This is a genomic window from Novosphingobium huizhouense (assembly GCF_020179475.1).
In the GTDB taxonomy this organism is placed as follows: domain Bacteria; phylum Pseudomonadota; class Alphaproteobacteria; order Sphingomonadales; family Sphingomonadaceae; genus Novosphingobium; species Novosphingobium huizhouense.
Genome location: NZ_JAILXZ010000002.1, coordinates 46,998 through 65,499, shown reverse-complemented (window position 1 = coordinate 65,499; position 18,502 = coordinate 46,998). Strand labels below are relative to the sequence as shown.

Sequence of the window (18,502 nt, the reverse complement as noted above, 5' to 3'; positions counted from 1 at the left end):
TCAGTAGCCCCCCTTGATCGAGCGATTGCCTTCGGGCGACCGCCCCCCGTTCATCATCATCTCGCGATACTCCGGGAAGGTCATGTCGGTCATCGTCGAGCATGCCTCGGCGAAGGGGATGCCGTCGGTCGAGAATATCTTGGAGAGGAAGTAGATGTTGCCGCCCAGATCGAGCATGCGGTTGTAGTCGCGCGCCAGCACGGCCTGCTTCTGCTCCTCGGTCAGCGGCCACTGGTCGAGGTACGCGCGCTCGTCGGCCTTCCAGCGCTCGCGGTTTTCGGCCTTCATCAGGCTCATGGCGAACTGGTTGAGATGGTAGCCCTTGCGCGCGCGCGCTGCGGTGTAGACCCGCGTGCCGGGAATGTCGTCGAACTCGGCGAGGTATTCGTGGATGTCGCGATGGCCGCTCATGGCTGCACTCCTTCTCGCGCTGCGCCGGCAATGGCGCGCGCGATGATCTGCCGGGCGCGCACGCCGCCCTCGTCGATGCGATAGGCCGAAAGCTTCAGGTCCGGGTTGGCCGCAATCGCGCGCTGCTGGGCCTCGAGAATCTCCTTGTCCTCGCTGAATACCCCGCCCTGCTGGCGCTTGAAGCGCGCGGTGAAGCCGGGATCGTCGATGTCGAAGTTGCGCGCCATGCCCCAGAAGTAATGGTGCGTCGTCTCGCACTCCGGGGTCATGAAGTCCACAACCATGCCGCGCACGCCCTGGTCGTGGCTTTCGATCGTCGCGCCCGCGCCGACCGGCGCCACCCCGACATCGATCATCACCGAGGCCGGCTTCAGGAAACGGCAGACCTGCCATCGGTCGACCGGGCCCGGCTGCTTGAGCGCACCGCGCCAGAACGGCGGGGCATCGATCCCCGGCATCCACCGCTCGACCACCACCTCCTCGCCCTCGACGCGCGTCGCGATCGGCGCTTCGAGGATCTCGGGCTGGCCGATCGAGCCTGCATGGACATGCGTCTCGTGCGTCAGGTCCATCAGGTTGTCGATCATCAGGCGATAGTCGCACGCCACGTGATAGTAGCCCCCGTCGAAAGTCCAGCCTTCGGCCGAGCACGGCCAGAGATCGGGGATCAGCGCCGGATCGGCCTTGGCCCGGTCGCCGATCCACACCCAGACGAAGCGGTGCCGCTCGTGCGTGACATAGGCTTCGGCGCAGATGCGGCGGTTTACCGCGTCGCTCTTTAGCGGCATTTCCTCGGCGACGCCGTCGGACCCCAGCTTCAGGCCATGGTACTTGCAGCGCAGCGAATCGCCCTCGCGCAGACCCATCGACAGCGGCAACAACCGGTGCGGACAGGCATCGCGCAAGGCGACGACGCTGCGGTCGAGCTTGCGGTAGAACACCATCGGCACCCCGCAGATCGTCCGGGCGAGCGGCGCAGAATCGATCTCCGCATCCCAGCCGGCGACGTACCAGGCGTCGGTAATCCAGGTCGTCACAGCCCGCGCGCCTTGAGCCTGGCGTCGAGGCGGGGGAACACCCGCCGCGCATTGCCCTCGAAGATCGCATGACGCTCCGCATCGGTAATGTCGAGCGCGTCGATGTACCGCTTCGTGTCGTCGAAGTAGAAGCCGGTGGTCGGATCGATGCCGCGCACCGCGCCGACCATTTCACTGCCGAACAGGATATTCCTGGTATCGATCACGTCGGCCAGCAGGTCGATCCCCGGCTGATGGTAGACGCAGGTATCGAAGTAAATGTTGTTCATCAGGTGCGTGTCGAGCGACGGCTTCTTAAGCATGTCCGCCAGCCCGCGATAACGGCCCCAATGATAGGGCACCGCGCCGCCGCCGTGCGGGATGATGAACCGCAACGTGGGGAAACGGCTGAACAGGTCGCCTTCGAGCAGTTGCATGAAGGCGATCGTGTCGGCCGCGATGTAGTATCCGCCGGTCGCGTGCATCGCCGGGTTGCAAGATCCCGAAACGTGGATCATCGCCGGAACGTCCAGCTCGACCATCTTCTCGTAGAACGGGAACCAGAATTCGTCGGTCAGCGGCGGATGCCTGAAGTGCCCGCCGCCTGGATCGGGGTTCAGGTTGCAGCCGACGAATCCGAGCTCGTTGACGCAGCGCTCCAGCTCGGCGATCGAGCTCGCCATGTCCGCTTCGGGCGACTGCGGCAGCATGCACACGCCCGCGAACGTCTCGGGAAAGAGACCCACGACGCGGGCGATCAGATCGTTGCACACTTGCGCCCATTTCACCGCCACCGACTGGTCGCCCACGTGCGGCGCCATCGCCGATGCACGCGGAGAGAAGATCGTCATGTCGGCGCCGCGCTCCTTGAGCAGGCGCAGCTGGTTCCCCTCGATCGTCTCGCGAATCTCGTCGTCGGGGATTTCGGGGTATGGCGGACAATCGGTGCCTGCCTTGAAGGCGGCCTTCTGCGCCTCGCGCCAGGCATCGTGCGCCTTGGGCAGGACGGTGTAGTGGCCATGGCAGTCGATGATCATGGTCATTCGGCCGTTTCCTCGGATCTTGCGATGGGCTTTGGCGGAGTGGGTATCGCGTGTCCGGCCTGGTTCCGCTGGCGCTCGACCGTGCCCCCGGTCATGACGGGCGAGACCCCGAGGCCGGCGAGCGTCTTGGCGCTCTCCTCCATCTCCGCCGCGCGGCGACGACCGTGCGTCGCCATGCGCTCGATATTGTAGGCGGCCCGCACGAACCACGATTGCGGCTTCTCGCTGGCGTCGAGCGACACGAGCACCTCCTCGGCAACGCCGGCGGCGTTGGCCGCGAGCATCATCTCGGCAGTGAGCGCTTCGATGCCCTTGACCATTACCGACCGGATCATCTTGATCGCACTCGCGCGGCCGACCTCGCCGCCGACGGTGCGCACGTTGGCGAAACCTGCGTTGCGCAGGTCGTCCGCCGCGTTCCCGGCCGCAGCGCCGGCCACCAGCAACGGAACGTTCATCCGCGCCGGTTCGACCGGCGCCAGCACCGCGACGTCGACATAGCATCCACCGGCGGCCTCGATCGCGGCTGCCGCCGCACGCTTGGTATCGGGCGCCACCGAATTCATGTCGCACCAGATTGCACCATGCTCGAGCAAGGCGGCGTAATCCTGCGCTGCTTTCAAGGCCGCGTCCGCCGTCACGAGGCACAGGACGAGGCGGGCGCCACGCAGCGCCTCCTTCTCCGTTGCCGAGGCCACAACGCCTGCACGCTCCATATCGGCGCGGCGCGCGGGTTCGATGTCGAACGCGCGGGCTCGCGCGCCCCAGCCTGCGGCTTGCGCAAACGTGCGGCCGGCCTCGCCGAAACCGATCAGGGCAATCGCTGCGTCCATGGCGCGCAGTCCTGCGACCCGCGCCCCATGCGGACAAATGCAATTTGCGCGCCGTCCATAAGTTTATGCAAAGCCTTCGCGCGCCACCTCGCGCAGCAGCGCAACGAACGCGGCCTGCGGCGCGGTCGGCCGCCATCCGGCGCGGGTGGTGATGCCGATCCGGCGCACGACCGGCGCTGGCGTGGGCAGCGATGCCAGCACGCCCGCCTGCAATTCGACAGCCAGCTGCGCCGGCGAAAGCAGCGTCAGTGCATCGGACCCGAGCAGCAACTGGCGAACGGTCAGCACCGACCCGCATTCGACGCCCACCGGCGGCGGGTCCATTCCCGCCGCGCGCATCATCGACTCCCAGTACAACCGCAGCGGCGTCTCGCGCGCGGGCAGGATCCACGGAAACTCCGTCAGCCTGCCCGTCGGGTCCGACGCTGCAAGGATCGGGTGCCCGGTCCGCATCACCAGCTGCGGCCGATCTTCGAACACCGCTTCCTGCGCCAGGTCATCGGCGAGCCCCTGCTCGCGCAGGGCCCCCAGCATCAGGTCCACTTCGCCGTCGCGCAAGGGCCCCGCCAGTTCGGCGTGGCTGCCCTCCACCACCACGACTCCGACCCCCGGATACCCCGCGCGAAACCGAAGGATCGTCTCCGGCAACCACCGGGCCCGGCTCAGCGGCATGGCGCCGACGACGATGCGTCCCGCAGCCTTGCCCTGCCACGCCGCCACTTCCGCCAGCCCGCTGCGTAATTCGGCCATGGCAAGACCGAACGCGCGGGCGCGGCGAGCGCCAGCGGCGGTCAGCATCACCGATCGCCCGCGCCTGTCGACGAGCCGCTGCCCCAACGCCACCGACAGGTCGGCGACCGCGCGATGCAGCGACGCGGCGGAAAGCCCGGTCGCCTCCCCGGCCGCCGCATAGGAACCGGCGCGCGCGACGGCGAGGAAGGCCCGCAACTGCGTGCCGGTCACGCGCGGACTGCCGACGTGCACCGTCGCGGCCTCGGCGCGGGGCGCGAGCAGACAGGCAGGCTCGGTCGGCGTCATGCCCGAGGCCCGGCGTTCGAACAGGGTGACGCCGAGTTCTGCCTCGAGACGGGCGATCGCCTGCGTCAGCGCTGGCTGGGTCAGGTTCACCGCGCGAGCTGCCTTGGTCACGCTGCCGTGGCGCACCGTGGCGGCAAAGGCGGCGAAGTGGCGCATGTTGACGACGGGATCGACCATGAGGGACGACTTAGCATTTCCTTATGGTTCGCGGCAAACATTGGATTGGCTGGCATCCCCCTGCCCCCGCATGGACGGGCAGCTACACCTTGCCAGCGGGAGCGTCTGCATGTCCGGTATCGTCGTCCAGAACATCGAACGGGCCGATCGAGAGGTGATCGACGGGCTCGCCGCCTGCGGCGTCGCCACAGTCCACGAAGCCCAGGGCCGGACCGGCCTGCTCGCCAGCTACATGCGGCCGATCTATCGCGGGGCGCGGATTGCCGGCAGCGCGGTCACGATCAGCGCCCCTCCCGGCGACAACTGGATGGTCCACGTCGCGATCGAACAACTCCAGCCGGGCGACATTCTCCTCCTCGCCCCGACTTCCCCCTGCGAGGACGGCTATTTCGGCGATCTGCTCGCGACGAGCGCACAGGCGCGCGGTTGCCGCGGCCTGGTGATCGACGCCGGTGTCCGCGACGTGCGCGACCTGACCGAGATGCAGTTCCCGGTCTGGTCGAAGGCGATCTGCGCGCAAGGCACCGTCAAGAACACGCTCGGCAGTGTCAATGTCCCCGTCGTCTGCGCCAATGCGCTGGTCAATCCGGGCGACGTGGTCGTGGCCGACGACGACGGCGTCTGCATCGTACCGCGCGCCAGTGCCCAAGCGGTGCTCGAGATCGCCCGGGGGCGCGAAGCCAACGAAGGCGAAAAGCGTGCAAAGCTCGCCGCGGGGGTTCTCGGGCTCGACATGTACAAGATGCGCGAGCGGCTCGAGAAGGAAGGCCTCAAGTATGTCTGATGGAGCCGAAGGCATCCGCTGCATGTGGATGCGCGGCGGGACTTCCAAGGGCGGCTACTTCCTCAAATCCGATCTTCCTGCCGAAACGGCCGCCCGCGACGCTTTCCTGCTGGGAGTCATGGGCAGTCCCGATCCGCGCCAGATCGACGGGATGGGCGGGGCCGACCCGCTGACCAGCAAGGTCGCGCTCGTATCCAGGTCGGAGCGCGAGGGCATCGACGTCGACTACCTGTTCCTGCAGGTCTTCGTCGACCAGGCGATCGTTACCGACGCGCAGAACTGCGGCAACATCCTGGCCGGGGTCGGCCCCTTCGCGATCGAGCGCGGCCTTGTCGCCGCGACCGGCGACGAGACCCGCGTGGCGATCTACATGGAGAACACCGGGCAAGTCGCCGTCGCCACGGTGCAGACGCCGGGCGGCACGGTCACCTACGCCGGCGATGCCGCCATCGACGGAGTCCCCGGCACCCATGCTCCCGTCCCGATCGAGTTCCGCGACACTGCCGGCTCGTCGTGCGGCGCGCTCCTGCCGACCGGCCATGCGGTCGACCTCGTAGACGGCGTGCCCGTCACGCTGATCGACAATGGCATGCCCTGCGTCGTGATGAAGGCCGAGGACGTCGGGATCACCGGCTACGAGGACCGCGACTGGCTCGACAATGCGACCGACCTCAAGGCGCGGATCGAAGCCATTCGCCTCGCTGTCGGCGAACGGATGAACCTCGGGGACGTGAGCGGGAAGTCCGTGCCCAAAATGATGCTGGTCGCCCCGCCCAGGCACGGCGGAGCGGTTACGGTGCGCAGCTTCATTCCCCATCGCGCCCACGCCACCATCGGCGTGCTCGGCGCGGTGAGCGTGGCCACCGCCTGCCTGATCCCCGGCTCGCCCGCCGCGGAGGTGGCCGAAGTTCCACAAGGATCGCGCAAGACCCTGTCGGTCGAGCACCCCACCGGCGAGATGAGCTGCGTGCTCGAGACCGACGAAGGCGGTGCGGTCCGCACGGCCGCCCTTCTGCGCACCGCGCGCAAGCTGATGGATGGAATCGTTTATGGCTGACCGTATCACCAGTTGGCACCAAGCCCCCAGCAAGCCGCGCTACACCCCGCCGCCGGGCGCGGTCGACGCCCACTGCCATGTGTTCGGGCCGATGGCCAAGTTCCCCTTCAGCCCCAAGGCGAAGTACCTGCCCGAAGACGCCGGGCCCGAGATGCTGTTCGGCTTGCGCGATCATCTGGGATTTGCCCGCAACGTGATCGTGCAGGCGAGCTGCCACGGCACCGACAATGCGGCGACGCTCGATGCGATCGCCCGGTCGAACGGACTTGCGCGCGGCGTCGCCGTCGTCGATCCGGCGATCTGCGAGGCCGACCTCCACGCATTGCACGACGGCGGCATCCGCGGCATCCGCTTCAACTTCCTCAAGCGCCTCGTCGACGATGCGCCCAAGGACAAGTTCCTCGAAGTCGCGAAGCGTCTTCCTGCCGGTTGGCACGTGGTGATCTACTTCGAGGCCGATATTCTGGAAGAGCTGCGGCCGTTCATGGACGCCATCCCGGTCCCCCTCGTCATCGACCACATGGGCCGCCCCGATGTGCGCCAGGGCCCGGACGGCGCCGACATGAAGGCCTTCCGCGCGCTGCTCGATGGCCGTCACGACATCTGGTTCAAGGCCACCTGCCCCGATCGGCTCGACGCGATCAAGGAAGGCGGCGCCGGCGATCCCTGGGACGCCTTCGCCAAGGCCGTCGCACCGCTCGTTGCCGACTATCCGGACCGCTGCCTGTGGGGGACCGATTGGCCCCACCCCAACATGGAAACCGAAATCCCGGACGACGGGCACCTCGTCGACATGATCCCCCGCATCGCCGCGACGACCGCGCTTCAGCACAAGCTGCTAGTCGACAACCCGATGCGGCTCTATTGGCCGGAAGAGATCGAGCCGGTGCTCACGCCCCGATCGGCATGACCGATCGGGACCGATGCCGGCCGCCGCTGCGGGCTAGACCGGCAGTCCGACGTAGTTTTCCGCGATGGATTGCTGCGCCGCCCGGCTCTCGGCCACATAGGCGAGTTCGGCAACCTGCATTCGCCGCTCGAACGGCCCGTCTTCGGGGAAGCGATGCATCAGCCTGGTCAAGGTCCAGCTGAACCGCTCGCTCTTCCAGACCCGCGCCAGCGCCTTGTCGGAATAGCCGGCGATCGCGTCCGCATCGTTTCGCCGGAAATAGGCAACGAGCGCCTCGGCGGCATAGTGCACATCACTGGCCGCCAAGTTCAGCCCCTTGGCGCCGGTGGGCGGCACGATGTGCGCGGCATCGCCGCACAGCAGCAGGCTGCCGTAGCGCATCGGTTCGAACACGAACGATCGCAACGGCGCAATCGACTTTTCGAGCGCCGGGCCGCGCACGATGCGCGCCCCCGCCTCCGGGCCGAGGCGAACGGCCAGCTCGTCCCAGAGCCGATCGTCACTCCAGTCCTCGATCCGTTCGCTCAACGCCACGTCGATGTAGTACCGGCTGCGGGTGTGGCTGCGCATCGAAGCCAGTGCGAAGCCCCTCTCATGGTTAGCGTAGATGAGTTCGTCATGGCACGGCGGAACGTCCGCCAGGATGCCCAACCACCCGAACGGATAGACCCGCTCGAAGCTGCGACCGGCTGTGGCGGGAACAGCCTTGCGGCAAGGCCCGTGGAAGCCGTCGCACCCGACAATGAACCGGGCGTCCACCCGATGTTCGGCGCCGTCCTTGCGATAGGTCAGGAACGGGGCGTCGCTGTCGATCGCGTGAAGCGCAACCTCGTCGGCTTCCCAGACGACCTCGAGCCCGCGCGAGGGCGCCGCTTCCATCAGGTCGCGCTGGATCTCGGTTTGCCCGTAGACCACGACCGTCTTGCCGGTAAGCTCCGCGACGTCGATGCGGATCAGCCGTTCTCCATCGGCAAGATTGAAGCCCTCCTCGACAAGGCCCTCCTTGCGCAGGCGGGCATCGAGGCCGAGACGTTCCATCAAGCCCACTGTCACCTGTTCCAGCACGCCGGCCCGGATGCGCGAGAGCACGTATTCGGGTGACTGGCGCTCGACCACCATGCAGTCTGTGCCTTCGCTGCGCAGCAAATGGCCCAGCATCAACCCTGCCGGCCCTGCCCCGACGATCGCGACCTGTGTGCGCACCGTTTCTCTCCCCTCATCGTGCTTGCTTCTTGCCGCCCAAGTTGACTCCGCAACGCACTTGGATGAAGGCACCGAGCGGACAAAATCATGGTACTTTTCGGACAATGGATCACACCCTGGCGACCATTCCGACGTTCACCCTCTACGGCGAACAAGGGGCGCAGCATCCTGCAGCTTTCGGTCATATCGAAACGATCGCGGAGCGCAGTTCGCTGCACGCCTGGGAGATCTCGGCGCACCGTCATCGCCACAGCATGCAGGTACTAATCATCAACGAAGGCTGCGTTGTCGCGGTGCTGGACGGACACCGGGTGGACCTGGCCGGCCCCTGTCACATCGTCGTGCCGGCTGGCACCGTCCACGGTTTCCGGTTCTCGCTGGAGACGCGGGGCTGGGTTCTGACGCTCGGGCAGGAGTTCGCGTCTCGCGCGGGTCGCGACGACCCCCTGGCGCGGGTGATCAGTCGTGGCGCGCATGGCACGCTCGATCCCGCAAGCGCGCGCCGCATTTCTGCCTTTGCCGAAGAATTGCTGATGCTCGGCCCCGAGTGGAATCCCGCCGGCCCGTTCCACGCGCTTGCCGAGGCGCTGCTGCGCTCGCTTCCGCGCGACGGCGGCAGCGCCGGGGACGCTGCCGACCGCCGTCTCGCGATCTTCCGGCACCTCGTCGAAACGCATCTCACCGAACATCGCCCGGTCAGCTTCTATGCAGCCTCGATCGGCACCACCGAGCGCACGCTGTCGCGCCTGGTGCAGCGAAGGCTGGGCTGCACCCCGCTCGAGGCGATCAACCGTCGCCTCGCCCTCGAGGCACGCCGGTTGCTGCGGCACACCAATGCGACGATCTCGCAGGTTGCGGAGGAACTGGGTTTCGCCGATGCATCGTACTTCTCGCGCTTCTATCTCCGCACGACCGGCAACAGGCCATCCGCCGAGCGGGATTGATCACGAACGCCACGATCGCCTCGGCAAGGAGCGCGCGGCCCCATCGCGTTCGCGGGTCAGAGCGAATTGCGGCGCGCAATGTCTCCCAGCACGGCCGCGCTCGGCTTGGGCGTGCGCTTGAACGTGGTGCGGTCGAGCGTGTGGAGACCGAAGCGGATCCGGTAGCCGAAGACCCACTCGAAATTGTCGACCAGCGACCAGTGGATATAGCCGAGCACCGGCACGCCCTCTGCCATCGCCTTCTTCAACTCGGCGAGCGCTGCCGGAATCAGCCAGGCCCGAACGCTGTCGTCATCGGTGCCGACACCGTGTTCGGTCACCATGATCGGCACCCCGGCCTGCGCATGGGCATACCGCGCGACGTTGGCGAGCGACGGCGGATAGACCTCGGCTCCCATCGTGTTGCGTTTGGCGTCCGCCGGCGGGGGCAGCTTGCCCTCGGCGTTCCACACCGCGCGCTCGTAGTTCTGGATGCCGAGGAAGTCGCACTGGCGCGCGGCGCGCAGCCATGCACCGTAGTACTTCTCACGGCGGGCATCGCGCTGGCTGTCGCGACCGACCGCCTGATCGTCGATGATCGCAAGGCTGACGCCGACCGGGAGGCTCGTCCGCGCGGCCTTGATCGCCGCCCGGCCCTGGGCATGCCCTTCGAGCATATGCGCCTGCGTCTTTGCCGGGTCGCGGATGTAGAGCGCGCTGCCGGGCTGGAAGAAGGGCACGTTCATCGCACGGGCCGCGGCGGCGGCCATGGCCTTGTCGCCCTCCATCAGGTTGGCCGGCAGCAGATCCTGCAGCACCCCGGCAAGGTTCGGCTCGTTGAGGGTGGTCGCGTATCCGATGCCCTCGGCAATGTGCCGCGCGGCGCGGTCGCAGTAGCGGGCGAACACGGCCGCAGCATCATCGTGCTCCCAGCCGCCCCGGCCGGCAAACCATCGCGGCGTGGTGAAGTGGTTGAAGGTGACCACGGGCGTCAGGCCACGATCGCGGCACCCCTCGATCATCGCCTTGTAGTGATCGAGCATGGCGATCGAAAACTGCCCTGGCTCGGGCTCGATGCGCGCCCACTCGATCCCGAAGCGATAGGTATTCAGGCCCATCGCCTTCACCAGATCGAGGTCGGTCCGCCACAATTCGAAGCTGTTCGCGGCATCGCCCGACGGTTCGGCAAAGACCGTCGGATCGACATGCTCGGCAAGCCAGATGTCGGAGTTGATATTGTTGCCTTCGACCTGATGACCGGCGGTGGCAGCTCCCCACAGAAAGCCCTCGGGAAACGTGGGGTCGACCGAGCGCCATGCTTTCGCGAAGGCGGGGGCTGCAACCGATGCGGCGCCAGCCGCAAGGAGGGTCCTGCGATCAATCATGCTTGCGAACCTTCTGTTCGATCACGCCGAACGGCTCGCGACCGGACGACTGGACGCCCGCCATCCGCACCGAATCTCCGAACGCCATGAACGGCGTCGTGGGCGCGCCCGCCGCGATGATCTCGATCGCGCGGCGTTCGGAAATGCAGGCCGACCCCTTGGTCGCATAATCCGGGTTGGAGACCGTCCCCGAGCCGATGATCGTTCCGGCCACGAGGTCGCGTGTCCGGGCGGCGTGCGCGATCAGTTCGGGAAACGAGAACGCCATGCACGCCCCGTTGACCCGGCCGAACCGCTCGCCGTTCCAGTCGACGTGCAGGTCGCAACACACCCGGCCGTTGCTCCAGTCTGCCCCCAGCTCGTCGGGCGTGACCGCATAGGGTGCCATCGAGCAGGCCGGCTTGGCCTGTACCCAGCCGAAGCCGGTCTTCATTTCGACCGGCGCAAGGGTGCGCAGCGACCAGTCGTTGATCTGGACCAGCAGGCGGATGTGGCGTTCCGCGTCGCGCGCGCTGGTGCCCATCGGCACCGCATCGACGATCACGCCGAACTCGCCCTCGAAATCGATACCAAGCGCCTCGTCGGGCATGCCGATATCGTCGCAGGGGCCCAGAAAGCGATCGCTGAGGCCCTGGTACATCAACGGGCGATCCGCAGGCACCGGGTCCATGTGGAACGCGATCTGCATCAGTTCGCCGTGTGTCGTATAGGCCGAACCGTCGAGCCATTGCCACGAACGCGGCAGCGGCGCGCGCAGGCCGGCCGGCTCGAGCGGTGCCCCCTCGCCATCCGCGAGCTGCGCCGCGATCGCCCGCAGGTCGCCCTCGGCCTGTGCCCAGTTCTCCACGGCCGTCAGCAGGTTGGGCCATGCCACGCACGGCAGGCAGCGCGTCCCGTCGTCGGACACGACCACGAGCGCACCGTCCGGATGCCCGTTCGCAAGGGTTGCCAGCCGCATCGCGATCAGTCCTCGAAGATCGCCACGGCGCGGGTCCACCCCGCCGAAGCGCCGGCAATCTTGTGCGGGAAGCACGATACCAGAAACCCGTCGGGCGGCAGCACCTCAAGGTTGTGAAGCTTTTCCAAATGGCAGTAGCCGATGTCGCGCCCGGCCTTGTGGCCTTCCCAGATGAGCGAAGTGTCGCCCGTCTCGGCAACCTTCCGTGCGGTGTGGACGAATGGAGCATCCCAGCTCCACGCGTCCGTGCCGGTGACGCGAATCCCGCGCGAGGTGAGATACATCGTCGCCTCGTAGCCCATGCCGCAGCCCCTGCTGACGAAGTCGGGGTCGCCCAGCGCCTTGCCGGCTGCGGTGTTCACCAGCACGATCTCCAGCGGGCGGAGTTCGTGGCCGATCCTCGCCAATTCCGCCTCGACGTCCGCTGCCGTCACCACGTAGCCATCGGGCATGGCGGTGAAGTCTAGCTTCACCCCCGGCTGGAAACACCATTCGAGCGGGATCTCGTCGATGGTGAGCGCCTTCTTGCCGCCGTCCTGCGTCGGGTGGAAGTGCCACGGCGCATCGAGGTGGGTGCCGTTGTGCGTCGAAAGCCGGACCATTTCGGCCGCGGCGAAGCCTTCGCCGTCGGGGGTCTGGTCGGCGGTGACGCCGGGGAAGAAGTGACCGAGTTCGGTCATGGTTTCGCCGTGGGTCTGATACTCGATATGCGGCCGCATGAACGGCGGATCGCTCACCACGTCGTTGCACAGGGTGATCGAAAGGTCGACGAAGCGGCGGGTCATTGGGATCAATCCTTTCGGGCTGGGGTCAGATCACGCCATCGCGCAACATCGAGACGGCAGTGTCGCAGGCCCGTGCTGTAAGAGCCATGTAGGTCAGTGACGGGTTCTGGCAGGCCGACGAACTCATCTGCGCGCCATCGGTGACGAACAGGTTGGCGATGTCGTGCGCCTGGCTCATGCGGTTGAGCACGCTCGTGCGCGGGTCCCAGCCCATGCGCGCCCCGCCCATTTCGTGGATCGCCGTCCCGCCCGCGCCCGGCTGGTCGAGCGCGACGATGACCTGGCCTCCCGCCGCAGTCAGCATGGCCGAGGCTTCGGCCTTCGCATCGGCCAGCGCAGCGCGTTCCTGGTCGCCGTGGGAAAACGCGATCTCGAGCTGCGGGATGCCGTTGGCGTCGACCTTGGTGCGGCTGAGCGTCAGGCGGTTGCTCGCACGCGGCAGCGATTCCGCGAATGCCACCAGCACCATCCGCCACATGCCGGGGGCACGCAGGCGGGCCTTGAAGTCCGCGCCGATACCCGCCTCGCGCTTGCCGCGCGTCCACGCAGACTGAAGCGCGCCGCCCTGGAACGAATAGCCCCGGGTAAAGCCCTTGCCGTCGAGCCGGTCGAGATTGCGGAACCGCGGAATGACGATGCCCGTCGGACGGTTGCCGAAACTTGTCCGGTTTTCGAAGCCGGGCATGATCGCAATGGCGGAAAGGGTGTTGGCGTGGTCCATGATGTGGGTCCCGAGCACGCCGCTGCTGTTGGCAAGGCCCCGGGGCATCGCCTCGTTCGCCGAGTTGAGCAGCAGGTGGACCGAGTTGAAGGCCCCCGCATTGAGAAACACCAGCCGCGCCGTTGCGCTGCGTCGGGTCTTGGTCCGCGTGTCGATCCAGCGCACGCCGGTGACGCGGCTGGAGACGGGATCGTAGTCGATCTTCTCGACCGCGGCGTCGGTGATCAGCGTCAGTCGCCCGGTCTTTTGGGCCGCCGGCAGGGTCGACGACTGGGTAGAGAAATAGGCGCCGAAGGAACAACCGCGGTTGCAGATGTTGCGGTTCTGACAGGCAGCACGACCTTCCTCGGGCTTTGCCTCGGTCAGGTTGGCGGTCCGGCCGATCGTCAGGCAGCGCTCGGGCCAGCGCTCGGCGATCCGCTCACGCAGAGCCTGCTCGACGACATTGAGCTGCATGGCCGGCTGGAACTCGCCGTCGGGCAGTTGCGCCAGTCCCTCGCGCGCGCCGGACACGCCGACGAAGCGCTCGACATGATCGTACCACGGAGCAAGATCGGCGTAGCGGATCGGCCAGTCGGTCCCGATCCCGTCTCGCTTGTTGGCGCCGAAATCGTAGTCCGACCAGCGATAGCATTGCCGGCCCCAGGTCAGCGACCGACCACCGAGCTGGTAGCTGCGAAACCAGTTGAAGTCGCTGCCGGCCGCGGTGGAGTACGGGTTCTCGCGGTCGTTGACGAAGTGGTTCTCCGACCACTCGGTGAAGTGGCGGTTGAGCATCTGCACAGGATGTTCGCGCCGGTACATTTCAGTGTCGCCCTGGCCGCGGAACGGCAAATCCCACGGCGCCTTGGTCTCGGTCTCGTAGTCCTGCTGGTGGCGGATCTCGCGACCGCGTTCGAGCATGAGGACCCTGAGGCCCTTTTCCGTCAATTCCTTGGCCGCCCATCCGCCGGTGATGCCCGAGCCGACGACGATTGCATCGAATTCCATCAGCCGAACTCCACCGCGGTCCAGTCGCTCGACCACGCGCGGTCACCCGGAGCCAAAGCGATATCGGGATCGAACCGGCCGGGGACGAGCTCGTAGCGCAACTCCTGCGCACCGCCGGGCTCGGACGTATAGTACCCGGTCAGGATCAGCCCCTTGATCGTGGCCCAGGGCGCAGGAGTCTGCGGCGGGGGCCCGGGCGGGAACGCCGCCGCATCGAGTGCTGTCAGGATCCGCGCCTGCTCCGCCGGTGCGATGGCGAGGAAGTTCCCTTGCGCATTGCGGTCGAGCGTCGCCTCAAGCCAGGGAAGATGGCGCAGCGAGCTGTCGGCGCGCAAGAAGGGGCGCAAGGCGCTGTCGGGCGCAACAAGCGCCGTGCGGCTTGCCGACAGGCCGTGCGCAAGCGCGAGCGCGACGAACGCAGGAACCCCGGTGTCGACCGCGCCCGGTGTCTCGGTCCGCGGGATGACCAGATCGGCAACGCGCGCCAGGACCTGCATCTGGCGATCCGACGGCGCCTCGTCGGCGCTGGCCGGCGAGAGCATGACGCTCGCGGTCGGTACTCCCAGGGCGAGAGCGAGCAGCGCCGCGCCACCGAGAAAGTCGCGCCGGTTCCAACCCTGTGCCTGATCCGTCACGATCACCCTCTTGCCGATTGGGCCGCGACTGCCGCGACCCGGAACCACGACCATGGCCTATGCCCGGTCGTGGCTCCATTGTCAGGACACGGTGCGGCAAGCGCGGCCGCCGCACCGTGCTGCACCATCAGATCTTCCAGCCGAAGCGCACGCCCCAGGTGCGCGGGGGCTGGAACTGATAGGTGTTGAGGCCCGCCACGAAGTTGCGCTGCGCGTTGGCCAGAACGACCTTGTCGGTGAAGTTGCGTACGAACGCAGTCACCTGCCACTGGCCGTTTTCCGGCTCGTAGGTAAGCGAGGCGTTGCCCGTTGCATAAGGCCGGCTCTGCGTGTCGCGGGTGTTAAACACCGAATAGTAGAACATCGAGCTGTACTTGCCGTCGATCCGCGGGGTGAGCTTGCCGCTGCCCACGGGGAAGGCATATTCGATGCCGCCCGAGATCGACATCGTCGGCGCGTTGGGCAGGCGGTTGCCGGTGATGTCGAACGGATTGGGCGGATTGTCACCATCGACGACGACGATGTCGTTGCCGTTGTCGTCCTTGCCGAACCTGGTGTGCAGGTACGACGCGTTGAGGTCGATGCGGCCACCTTCGCCGAACAGGGCGATCGTCTGGATTTCCGCGCCGTAGATCTTGGCGCTGCCGACGTTGAAGATGCCCGACGAGCAGGTGGGACAAGAGGTCTGCGACGCCTGGTAGCCCTTGTAGTTGAAGTAGAACGCCGCGGCGTTCAGCTGCAGCCGGTTGCCCATGAAGCGGTTCTTGGTGCCGATTTCGAAGGCATCGAGCTTCTCCGGGGCATAGTCGACCGAAGCGCCGCTGCCGTTCGAATTGAAGCCGCCCGCCTTGTAGCCGCGATCGTACTTGGCGTAGACCAGCGTATTGGCCGAAGGCGTATAGTCCAGCCCGACGTGCCAGGTGGCCTCGCCGTGCTTCATGTCGCCCTTGCCGTCGGTCGTAACGGTAACGAAAGGCGGCACGAATGGCGAGGCCAGCGCCCCGATGATGAGCTTGGCGTTGCCGGTGCGGACCTTGCTGTCCCACGTGTAGCGGCCACCGACCGAGAGCTTCAGCTGTTCACTCAGCTTGGCCGCGACCTGTCCAAAAACAGCGTCCGACTTGGTCTTGATCTTGTAGTCGAACTTGATGCCGTACTGGCCGGCATAGCTGTGATCGGAAAGCGGCCCGCCCTCGGCGAACGGTCCGGTCATCGCGACGTTGAACAGGCCGGAGTCGATCGTGTTGTCTTCCTGGAAATGGAAGTACCCGGCCTGGAAGAACACCTGTCCGTTCGGATCGTTGTTGATACGGACTTCGTGGTTCCAGGTGCGCGGATCCTCGCCCTGGCGGAACTGGCGGGTGGCGGGGTAGCCGGGGCCGGTCCCGTCGAGGGCGTGCTTCCAGGTCTGGTGGTCGTAGCCGCCCGCGTAGGTCAGGGTGAGGTCGCCGGGAAGGCTGTCGTAGCTCGCTTCCCAGCGCGCCCGGTCGCCCTTCAGGCGGTTGGAGGTTTCGGCGTAGTTGGGGAACGACTTCGCATCGCCGAAGTCCGGGCGGGTGCGCAGCGGCGAGGTCATCGCGACGTCGCCCACCGCGTGGATATCGTCATGCTGGTACGACGCCCACAGCTTCAGCCCGTCGACCGGCTGCGCAGCGACCTGGATGCGGCCCGAGGTGGTGTTGTCGTCGTCGCCGCGGTCGTCGATGACGGTCAGCTTGCGATACCCGTCATGCTGGCGATGGGTGCCGGAGATGCGGAATTGCAGGCGATCGTTGACCGGCACGTTGGCGCCAGCCTCGACGTTCAGCGCATCGTAGTTGCCGACTTCGATCGAACCGAAGGCCCCGGCGTCCTTGCCCGGGCGATTGGTGATGATCGAGACGAGGCCGCCCGTCGAGTTGCGACCGTTGAGCGTGCCCTGCGGTCCCTTCAGCACTTCGACGCGCGCGAGGTCGTACATCGAGGTGCCGATCGAGAACGAGCGATTGGTGTAGAAACCGTCGCGCGCGATCGGAACCGAAGGGTCACCCACTTCGGTGACGTCGGTCGAGGCGACGCCGCGCACCGCGACATACGCGGCGCCCGTGCTCGAGGTGACATTGACGCTCGGATCGATCGCCGAGAGCGCCTGGACCGTGGCGATGCCCTTCTCGGCAAGGTCCGCGCCGGTGTAGACGGTGAGCGCGACCGCGGTCCGCTGCGCCGAGGTTTCCGCGCGCGTCGCCGTCACGATGATTTCCTGGATGCCGGTCTCGGGCGCGGCTGCGCCCGCCGCCGCGTCCTGCGCCATGGCGGACACCGGGAACGCCGCCAGGCTGACGCCAGCAAGCAGCAGGTGATTGGTCAAACGAAGCCTCATACGATCCTCCCTGAAACACACCGCCGGTCCCGCCGACGGCTTAATTAGAACATTTATTCTACAAAATGCGCATCCGCCCTGTCAAGAATGAACGTTCTAGTACGGATTTATGCCGCTCACGCCGTCGCCCCGCCCAGCGTTTCGGCGAACCAGTCGGCGATGCAGTCGCGGCCGTAGGCCATGTTGTCGGCGCCGACATGCTCGACCCCGCCTTCGCGGGCGGTGAAGATCACCTTCTCCCGGCGCGGCGCGTTGACCAGCTGGTCGTAGAGATCGTCGGCATAGGCCGGGCTGATCTGTCGATCCTGCGCCCCGTGGGTGACCAGGAACGGAACGCGGATGCGATCCATGTGGCCGTTGAGGTTCATGTCGGTCGACTTGGCGAGGAACTCGTCCATGTCGGCCGCGCCGAACGCCCACATCACGTGCGCCCAGTAATGCGGCACCGGGTTCTCGCCCTCGCGCTTCAGCCGGCGGTCCTGCACTTCGCGCCAGTTGTGGTTGGCGCCCCACACCGCGCCGCTCGCAAATCGCGGCTCGTAGGCGACCGCGCGGGGCGCGAAGTGGCCGCCCAGGCTGATCCCGGTCATGCCGATCCGTGCGGGGTCGACGTCCGGCTGCTGCTCGAGCCAGTCGACCGCCTTGCTCGCCCAGCTTTCCGAGTGCGGGTCGACCGGCAGGCCCTGCAGGCGCAGCGCCTCGCCCGAGCCGGGCTGGTCGACGCACAGCGTCGAGATGCCGCGCCGCGCCAGTTCCTGCGGCAGCCGGCTCCAGTAGAGCAGTTCCTTGCAGCTATCGAGCCCGTTGCAATAGACCACGACCGGCCGCGGGCCCTCGCCCGCTGCGCGGGTGTAGAGCGCGGGCATGGTCCCTTGCCCCAGCGGGATCTCCACCCGCTCGCGGTTCAGCTTGCCGAGCGCGGTCGACTTGTCGAACGCCGCGCGCGCCCTGGCATAGGTCTCCTTGCGCCCGGGCGCGCCGTGGCCCTGCATCCGCTCGGCAGTGAACAGGTAGAGCGAGGCGCGCTCCAGCTTGTTCGAGGCGCTGAACGCGCGCCCCTTCGCCTCGTCCTCGGCAGCGAGCGCGATCAGCTTCTCGCCCATCGCCGCCCATTGCGCCATGAACTGCGGCGTGCCGGCATCCGCGCCGCTGGCCGCGGCATCGCGGATCGGCTGGCACATGTCGACGATCTCGCCGATCTGCGCCCCGCTCTCCATCGCGATCGCGACCGAGAGGTTCCAGATATAGTTCGGAAAGTACTCGAACAGCGCCAT

The 18,502-nt window shown here is 67.0% G+C and carries 17 protein-coding genes; 4 read left to right on the top strand and 13 right to left on the bottom strand.

Annotation, left to right across the window (positions count from 1 at the left end; genetic code table 11):
• The 5 genes from ligA to K3A85_RS08555 form a co-directional block, all read right to left on the bottom strand.
• Window positions 1–411: a protocatechuate 4,5-dioxygenase subunit alpha gene (ligA, locus tag K3A85_RS08575; protein WP_225206100.1), complete on the bottom strand. Its 411-nt coding sequence runs from the start codon at window positions 409–411 to the stop codon at window positions 1–3.
• Complete coding sequence (locus tag K3A85_RS08570) at window positions 408–1,448, bottom strand: Rieske 2Fe-2S domain-containing protein (RefSeq protein WP_225206099.1); 1,041 nt, start codon at window positions 1,446–1,448, stop codon at window positions 408–410. The genes ligA and K3A85_RS08570 overlap by 4 nt, the downstream gene beginning before the upstream one ends.
• A complete protein-coding gene (locus tag K3A85_RS08565; RefSeq protein ID WP_225206098.1) occupies window positions 1,445–2,470 on the bottom strand; it encodes an amidohydrolase family protein in 1,026 nt (341 codons plus the stop codon). Before K3A85_RS08565 ends, K3A85_RS08570 begins: the two co-directional genes overlap by 4 nt.
• Window positions 2,467–3,303: an NAD(P)-dependent oxidoreductase gene (locus tag K3A85_RS08560; RefSeq protein ID WP_225206097.1), complete on the bottom strand. Its 837-nt coding sequence runs from the start codon at window positions 3,301–3,303 to the stop codon at window positions 2,467–2,469. The genes K3A85_RS08565 and K3A85_RS08560 overlap by 4 nt, the downstream gene beginning before the upstream one ends.
• Before the next feature lie 63 nt (window positions 3,304–3,366).
• Window positions 3,367–4,518, bottom strand: a complete 1,152-nt coding sequence (locus tag K3A85_RS08555) for a LysR family transcriptional regulator (RefSeq protein ID WP_225206096.1) — start codon at window positions 4,516–4,518, stop codon at window positions 3,367–3,369.
• A 109-nt stretch (window positions 4,519–4,627) separates the two neighbouring features.
• Between K3A85_RS08555 and ligK the strand changes: the two genes are divergently transcribed.
• Genes ligK through K3A85_RS08540 form a run of 3 tightly spaced genes read left to right on the top strand, consistent with a single transcriptional unit; the run spans window position 4,628 to window position 7,269 of the window.
• Window positions 4,628–5,302, top strand: coding sequence for a 4-carboxy-4-hydroxy-2-oxoadipate aldolase/oxaloacetate decarboxylase (gene ligK / locus K3A85_RS08550; RefSeq protein ID WP_225206095.1), 675 nt, complete (start codon window positions 4,628–4,630; stop codon window positions 5,300–5,302).
• Window positions 5,295–6,359 carry a 4-oxalomesaconate tautomerase gene (locus K3A85_RS08545; protein ID WP_225206094.1) on the top strand — a complete coding sequence of 355 codons (1,065 nt, stop codon included), beginning with the start codon at window positions 5,295–5,297 and terminating at the stop codon, window positions 6,357–6,359. The genes ligK and K3A85_RS08545 overlap by 8 nt, the downstream gene beginning before the upstream one ends.
• Window positions 6,352–7,269, top strand: coding sequence for an amidohydrolase family protein (locus K3A85_RS08540; protein ID WP_225206093.1), 918 nt, complete (start codon window positions 6,352–6,354; stop codon window positions 7,267–7,269). The genes K3A85_RS08545 and K3A85_RS08540 overlap by 8 nt, the downstream gene beginning before the upstream one ends.
• 33 nt (window positions 7,270–7,302) lie before the next feature.
• Here the strand turns inward: K3A85_RS08540 and pobA are convergent, their stop codons facing one another.
• Window positions 7,303–8,472: a 4-hydroxybenzoate 3-monooxygenase gene (gene pobA / locus K3A85_RS08535; RefSeq protein WP_225206728.1), complete on the bottom strand. Its 1,170-nt coding sequence runs from the start codon at window positions 8,470–8,472 to the stop codon at window positions 7,303–7,305.
• Window positions 8,473–8,534: 62 nt separating this feature from the next.
• Between pobA and K3A85_RS08530 the strand changes: the two genes are divergently transcribed.
• Complete coding sequence (locus K3A85_RS08530; RefSeq protein ID WP_225206092.1) at window positions 8,535–9,416, top strand: helix-turn-helix domain-containing protein; 882 nt, start codon at window positions 8,535–8,537, stop codon at window positions 9,414–9,416.
• A gap of 56 nt (window positions 9,417–9,472) precedes the next feature.
• Here the strand turns inward: K3A85_RS08530 and K3A85_RS08525 are convergent, their stop codons facing one another.
• The 7 genes from K3A85_RS08525 to K3A85_RS08495 form a co-directional block, all read right to left on the bottom strand.
• Window positions 9,473–10,780: a family 1 glycosylhydrolase gene (locus K3A85_RS08525; protein ID WP_225206091.1), complete on the bottom strand. Its 1,308-nt coding sequence runs from the start codon at window positions 10,778–10,780 to the stop codon at window positions 9,473–9,475.
• On the bottom strand, window positions 10,773–11,738 hold the full coding sequence (locus tag K3A85_RS08520; protein ID WP_225206090.1) for a fumarylacetoacetate hydrolase family protein: 966 nt from the start codon (window positions 11,736–11,738) through the stop codon (window positions 10,773–10,775). Before K3A85_RS08520 ends, K3A85_RS08525 begins: the two co-directional genes overlap by 8 nt.
• Window positions 11,739–11,743: 5 nt before the next feature.
• Window positions 11,744–12,523, bottom strand: a complete 780-nt coding sequence (locus K3A85_RS08515; RefSeq protein WP_225206089.1) for a cyclase family protein — start codon at window positions 12,521–12,523, stop codon at window positions 11,744–11,746.
• A 25-nt stretch (window positions 12,524–12,548) separates the two neighbouring features.
• Entirely contained in the window at window positions 12,549–14,234 is a 1,686-nt protein-coding gene (locus K3A85_RS08510) for a GMC oxidoreductase (protein WP_225206088.1), read from the bottom strand.
• Window positions 14,234–14,869 carry a gluconate 2-dehydrogenase subunit 3 family protein gene (locus K3A85_RS08505; protein ID WP_225206087.1) on the bottom strand — a complete coding sequence of 212 codons (636 nt, stop codon included), beginning with the start codon at window positions 14,867–14,869 and terminating at the stop codon, window positions 14,234–14,236. Before K3A85_RS08505 ends, K3A85_RS08510 begins: the two co-directional genes overlap by 1 nt.
• A gap of 127 nt (window positions 14,870–14,996) precedes the next feature.
• The gene (locus K3A85_RS08500) at window positions 14,997–17,228 is read right to left on the bottom strand and encodes a TonB-dependent receptor (RefSeq protein ID WP_225206086.1); all 2,232 of its coding nucleotides are present in this window, start codon (window positions 17,226–17,228) and stop codon (window positions 14,997–14,999) included.
• A gap of 116 nt (window positions 17,229–17,344) precedes the next feature.
• Window positions 17,345–18,502, bottom strand: coding sequence for an alpha/beta hydrolase family protein (locus K3A85_RS08495; protein WP_225206085.1), 1,158 nt, complete (start codon window positions 18,500–18,502; stop codon window positions 17,345–17,347).

Excerpts from the sequence above, each read along its gene's own strand:
- ligA (WP_225206100.1), bottom strand. The coding sequence starts at position 411 with ATGAGCGGCCATCGCGACATCCACGAATACCTCGCCGAGTTCGACGAC.
- K3A85_RS08565 (WP_225206098.1), bottom strand. The coding sequence starts at position 2,470 with ATGACCATGATCATCGACTGCCATGGCCACTACACCGTCCTGCCCAAG.
- K3A85_RS08560 (WP_225206097.1), bottom strand. The coding sequence starts at position 3,303 with ATGGACGCAGCGATTGCCCTGATCGGTTTCGGCGAGGCCGGCCGCACG.
- K3A85_RS08555 (WP_225206096.1), bottom strand. The coding sequence starts at position 4,518 with ATGGTCGATCCCGTCGTCAACATGCGCCACTTCGCCGCCTTTGCCGCC.
- ligK (WP_225206095.1), top strand. The coding sequence starts at position 4,628 with ATGTCCGGTATCGTCGTCCAGAACATCGAACGGGCCGATCGAGAGGTG.
- K3A85_RS08545 (WP_225206094.1), top strand. The coding sequence starts at position 5,295 with ATGTCTGATGGAGCCGAAGGCATCCGCTGCATGTGGATGCGCGGCGGG.
- K3A85_RS08540 (WP_225206093.1), top strand. The coding sequence starts at position 6,352 with ATGGCTGACCGTATCACCAGTTGGCACCAAGCCCCCAGCAAGCCGCGC.
- K3A85_RS08530 (WP_225206092.1), top strand. The coding sequence starts at position 8,535 with ATGAAGGCACCGAGCGGACAAAATCATGGTACTTTTCGGACAATGGAT.
- K3A85_RS08525 (WP_225206091.1), bottom strand. The coding sequence starts at position 10,780 with ATGATTGATCGCAGGACCCTCCTTGCGGCTGGCGCCGCATCGGTTGCA.
- K3A85_RS08520 (WP_225206090.1), bottom strand. The coding sequence starts at position 11,738 with ATGCGGCTGGCAACCCTTGCGAACGGGCATCCGGACGGTGCGCTCGTG.
- K3A85_RS08515 (WP_225206089.1), bottom strand. The coding sequence starts at position 12,523 with ATGACCCGCCGCTTCGTCGACCTTTCGATCACCCTGTGCAACGACGTG.
- K3A85_RS08510 (WP_225206088.1), bottom strand. The coding sequence starts at position 14,234 with ATGGAATTCGATGCAATCGTCGTCGGCTCGGGCATCACCGGCGGATGG.
- K3A85_RS08500 (WP_225206086.1), bottom strand. The coding sequence starts at position 17,228 with ATGAGGCTTCGTTTGACCAATCACCTGCTGCTTGCTGGCGTCAGCCTG.
- K3A85_RS08495 (WP_225206085.1), bottom strand. The coding sequence starts at position 18,502 with ATGGCGCTGTTCGAGTACTTTCCGAACTATATCTGGAACCTCTCGGTC.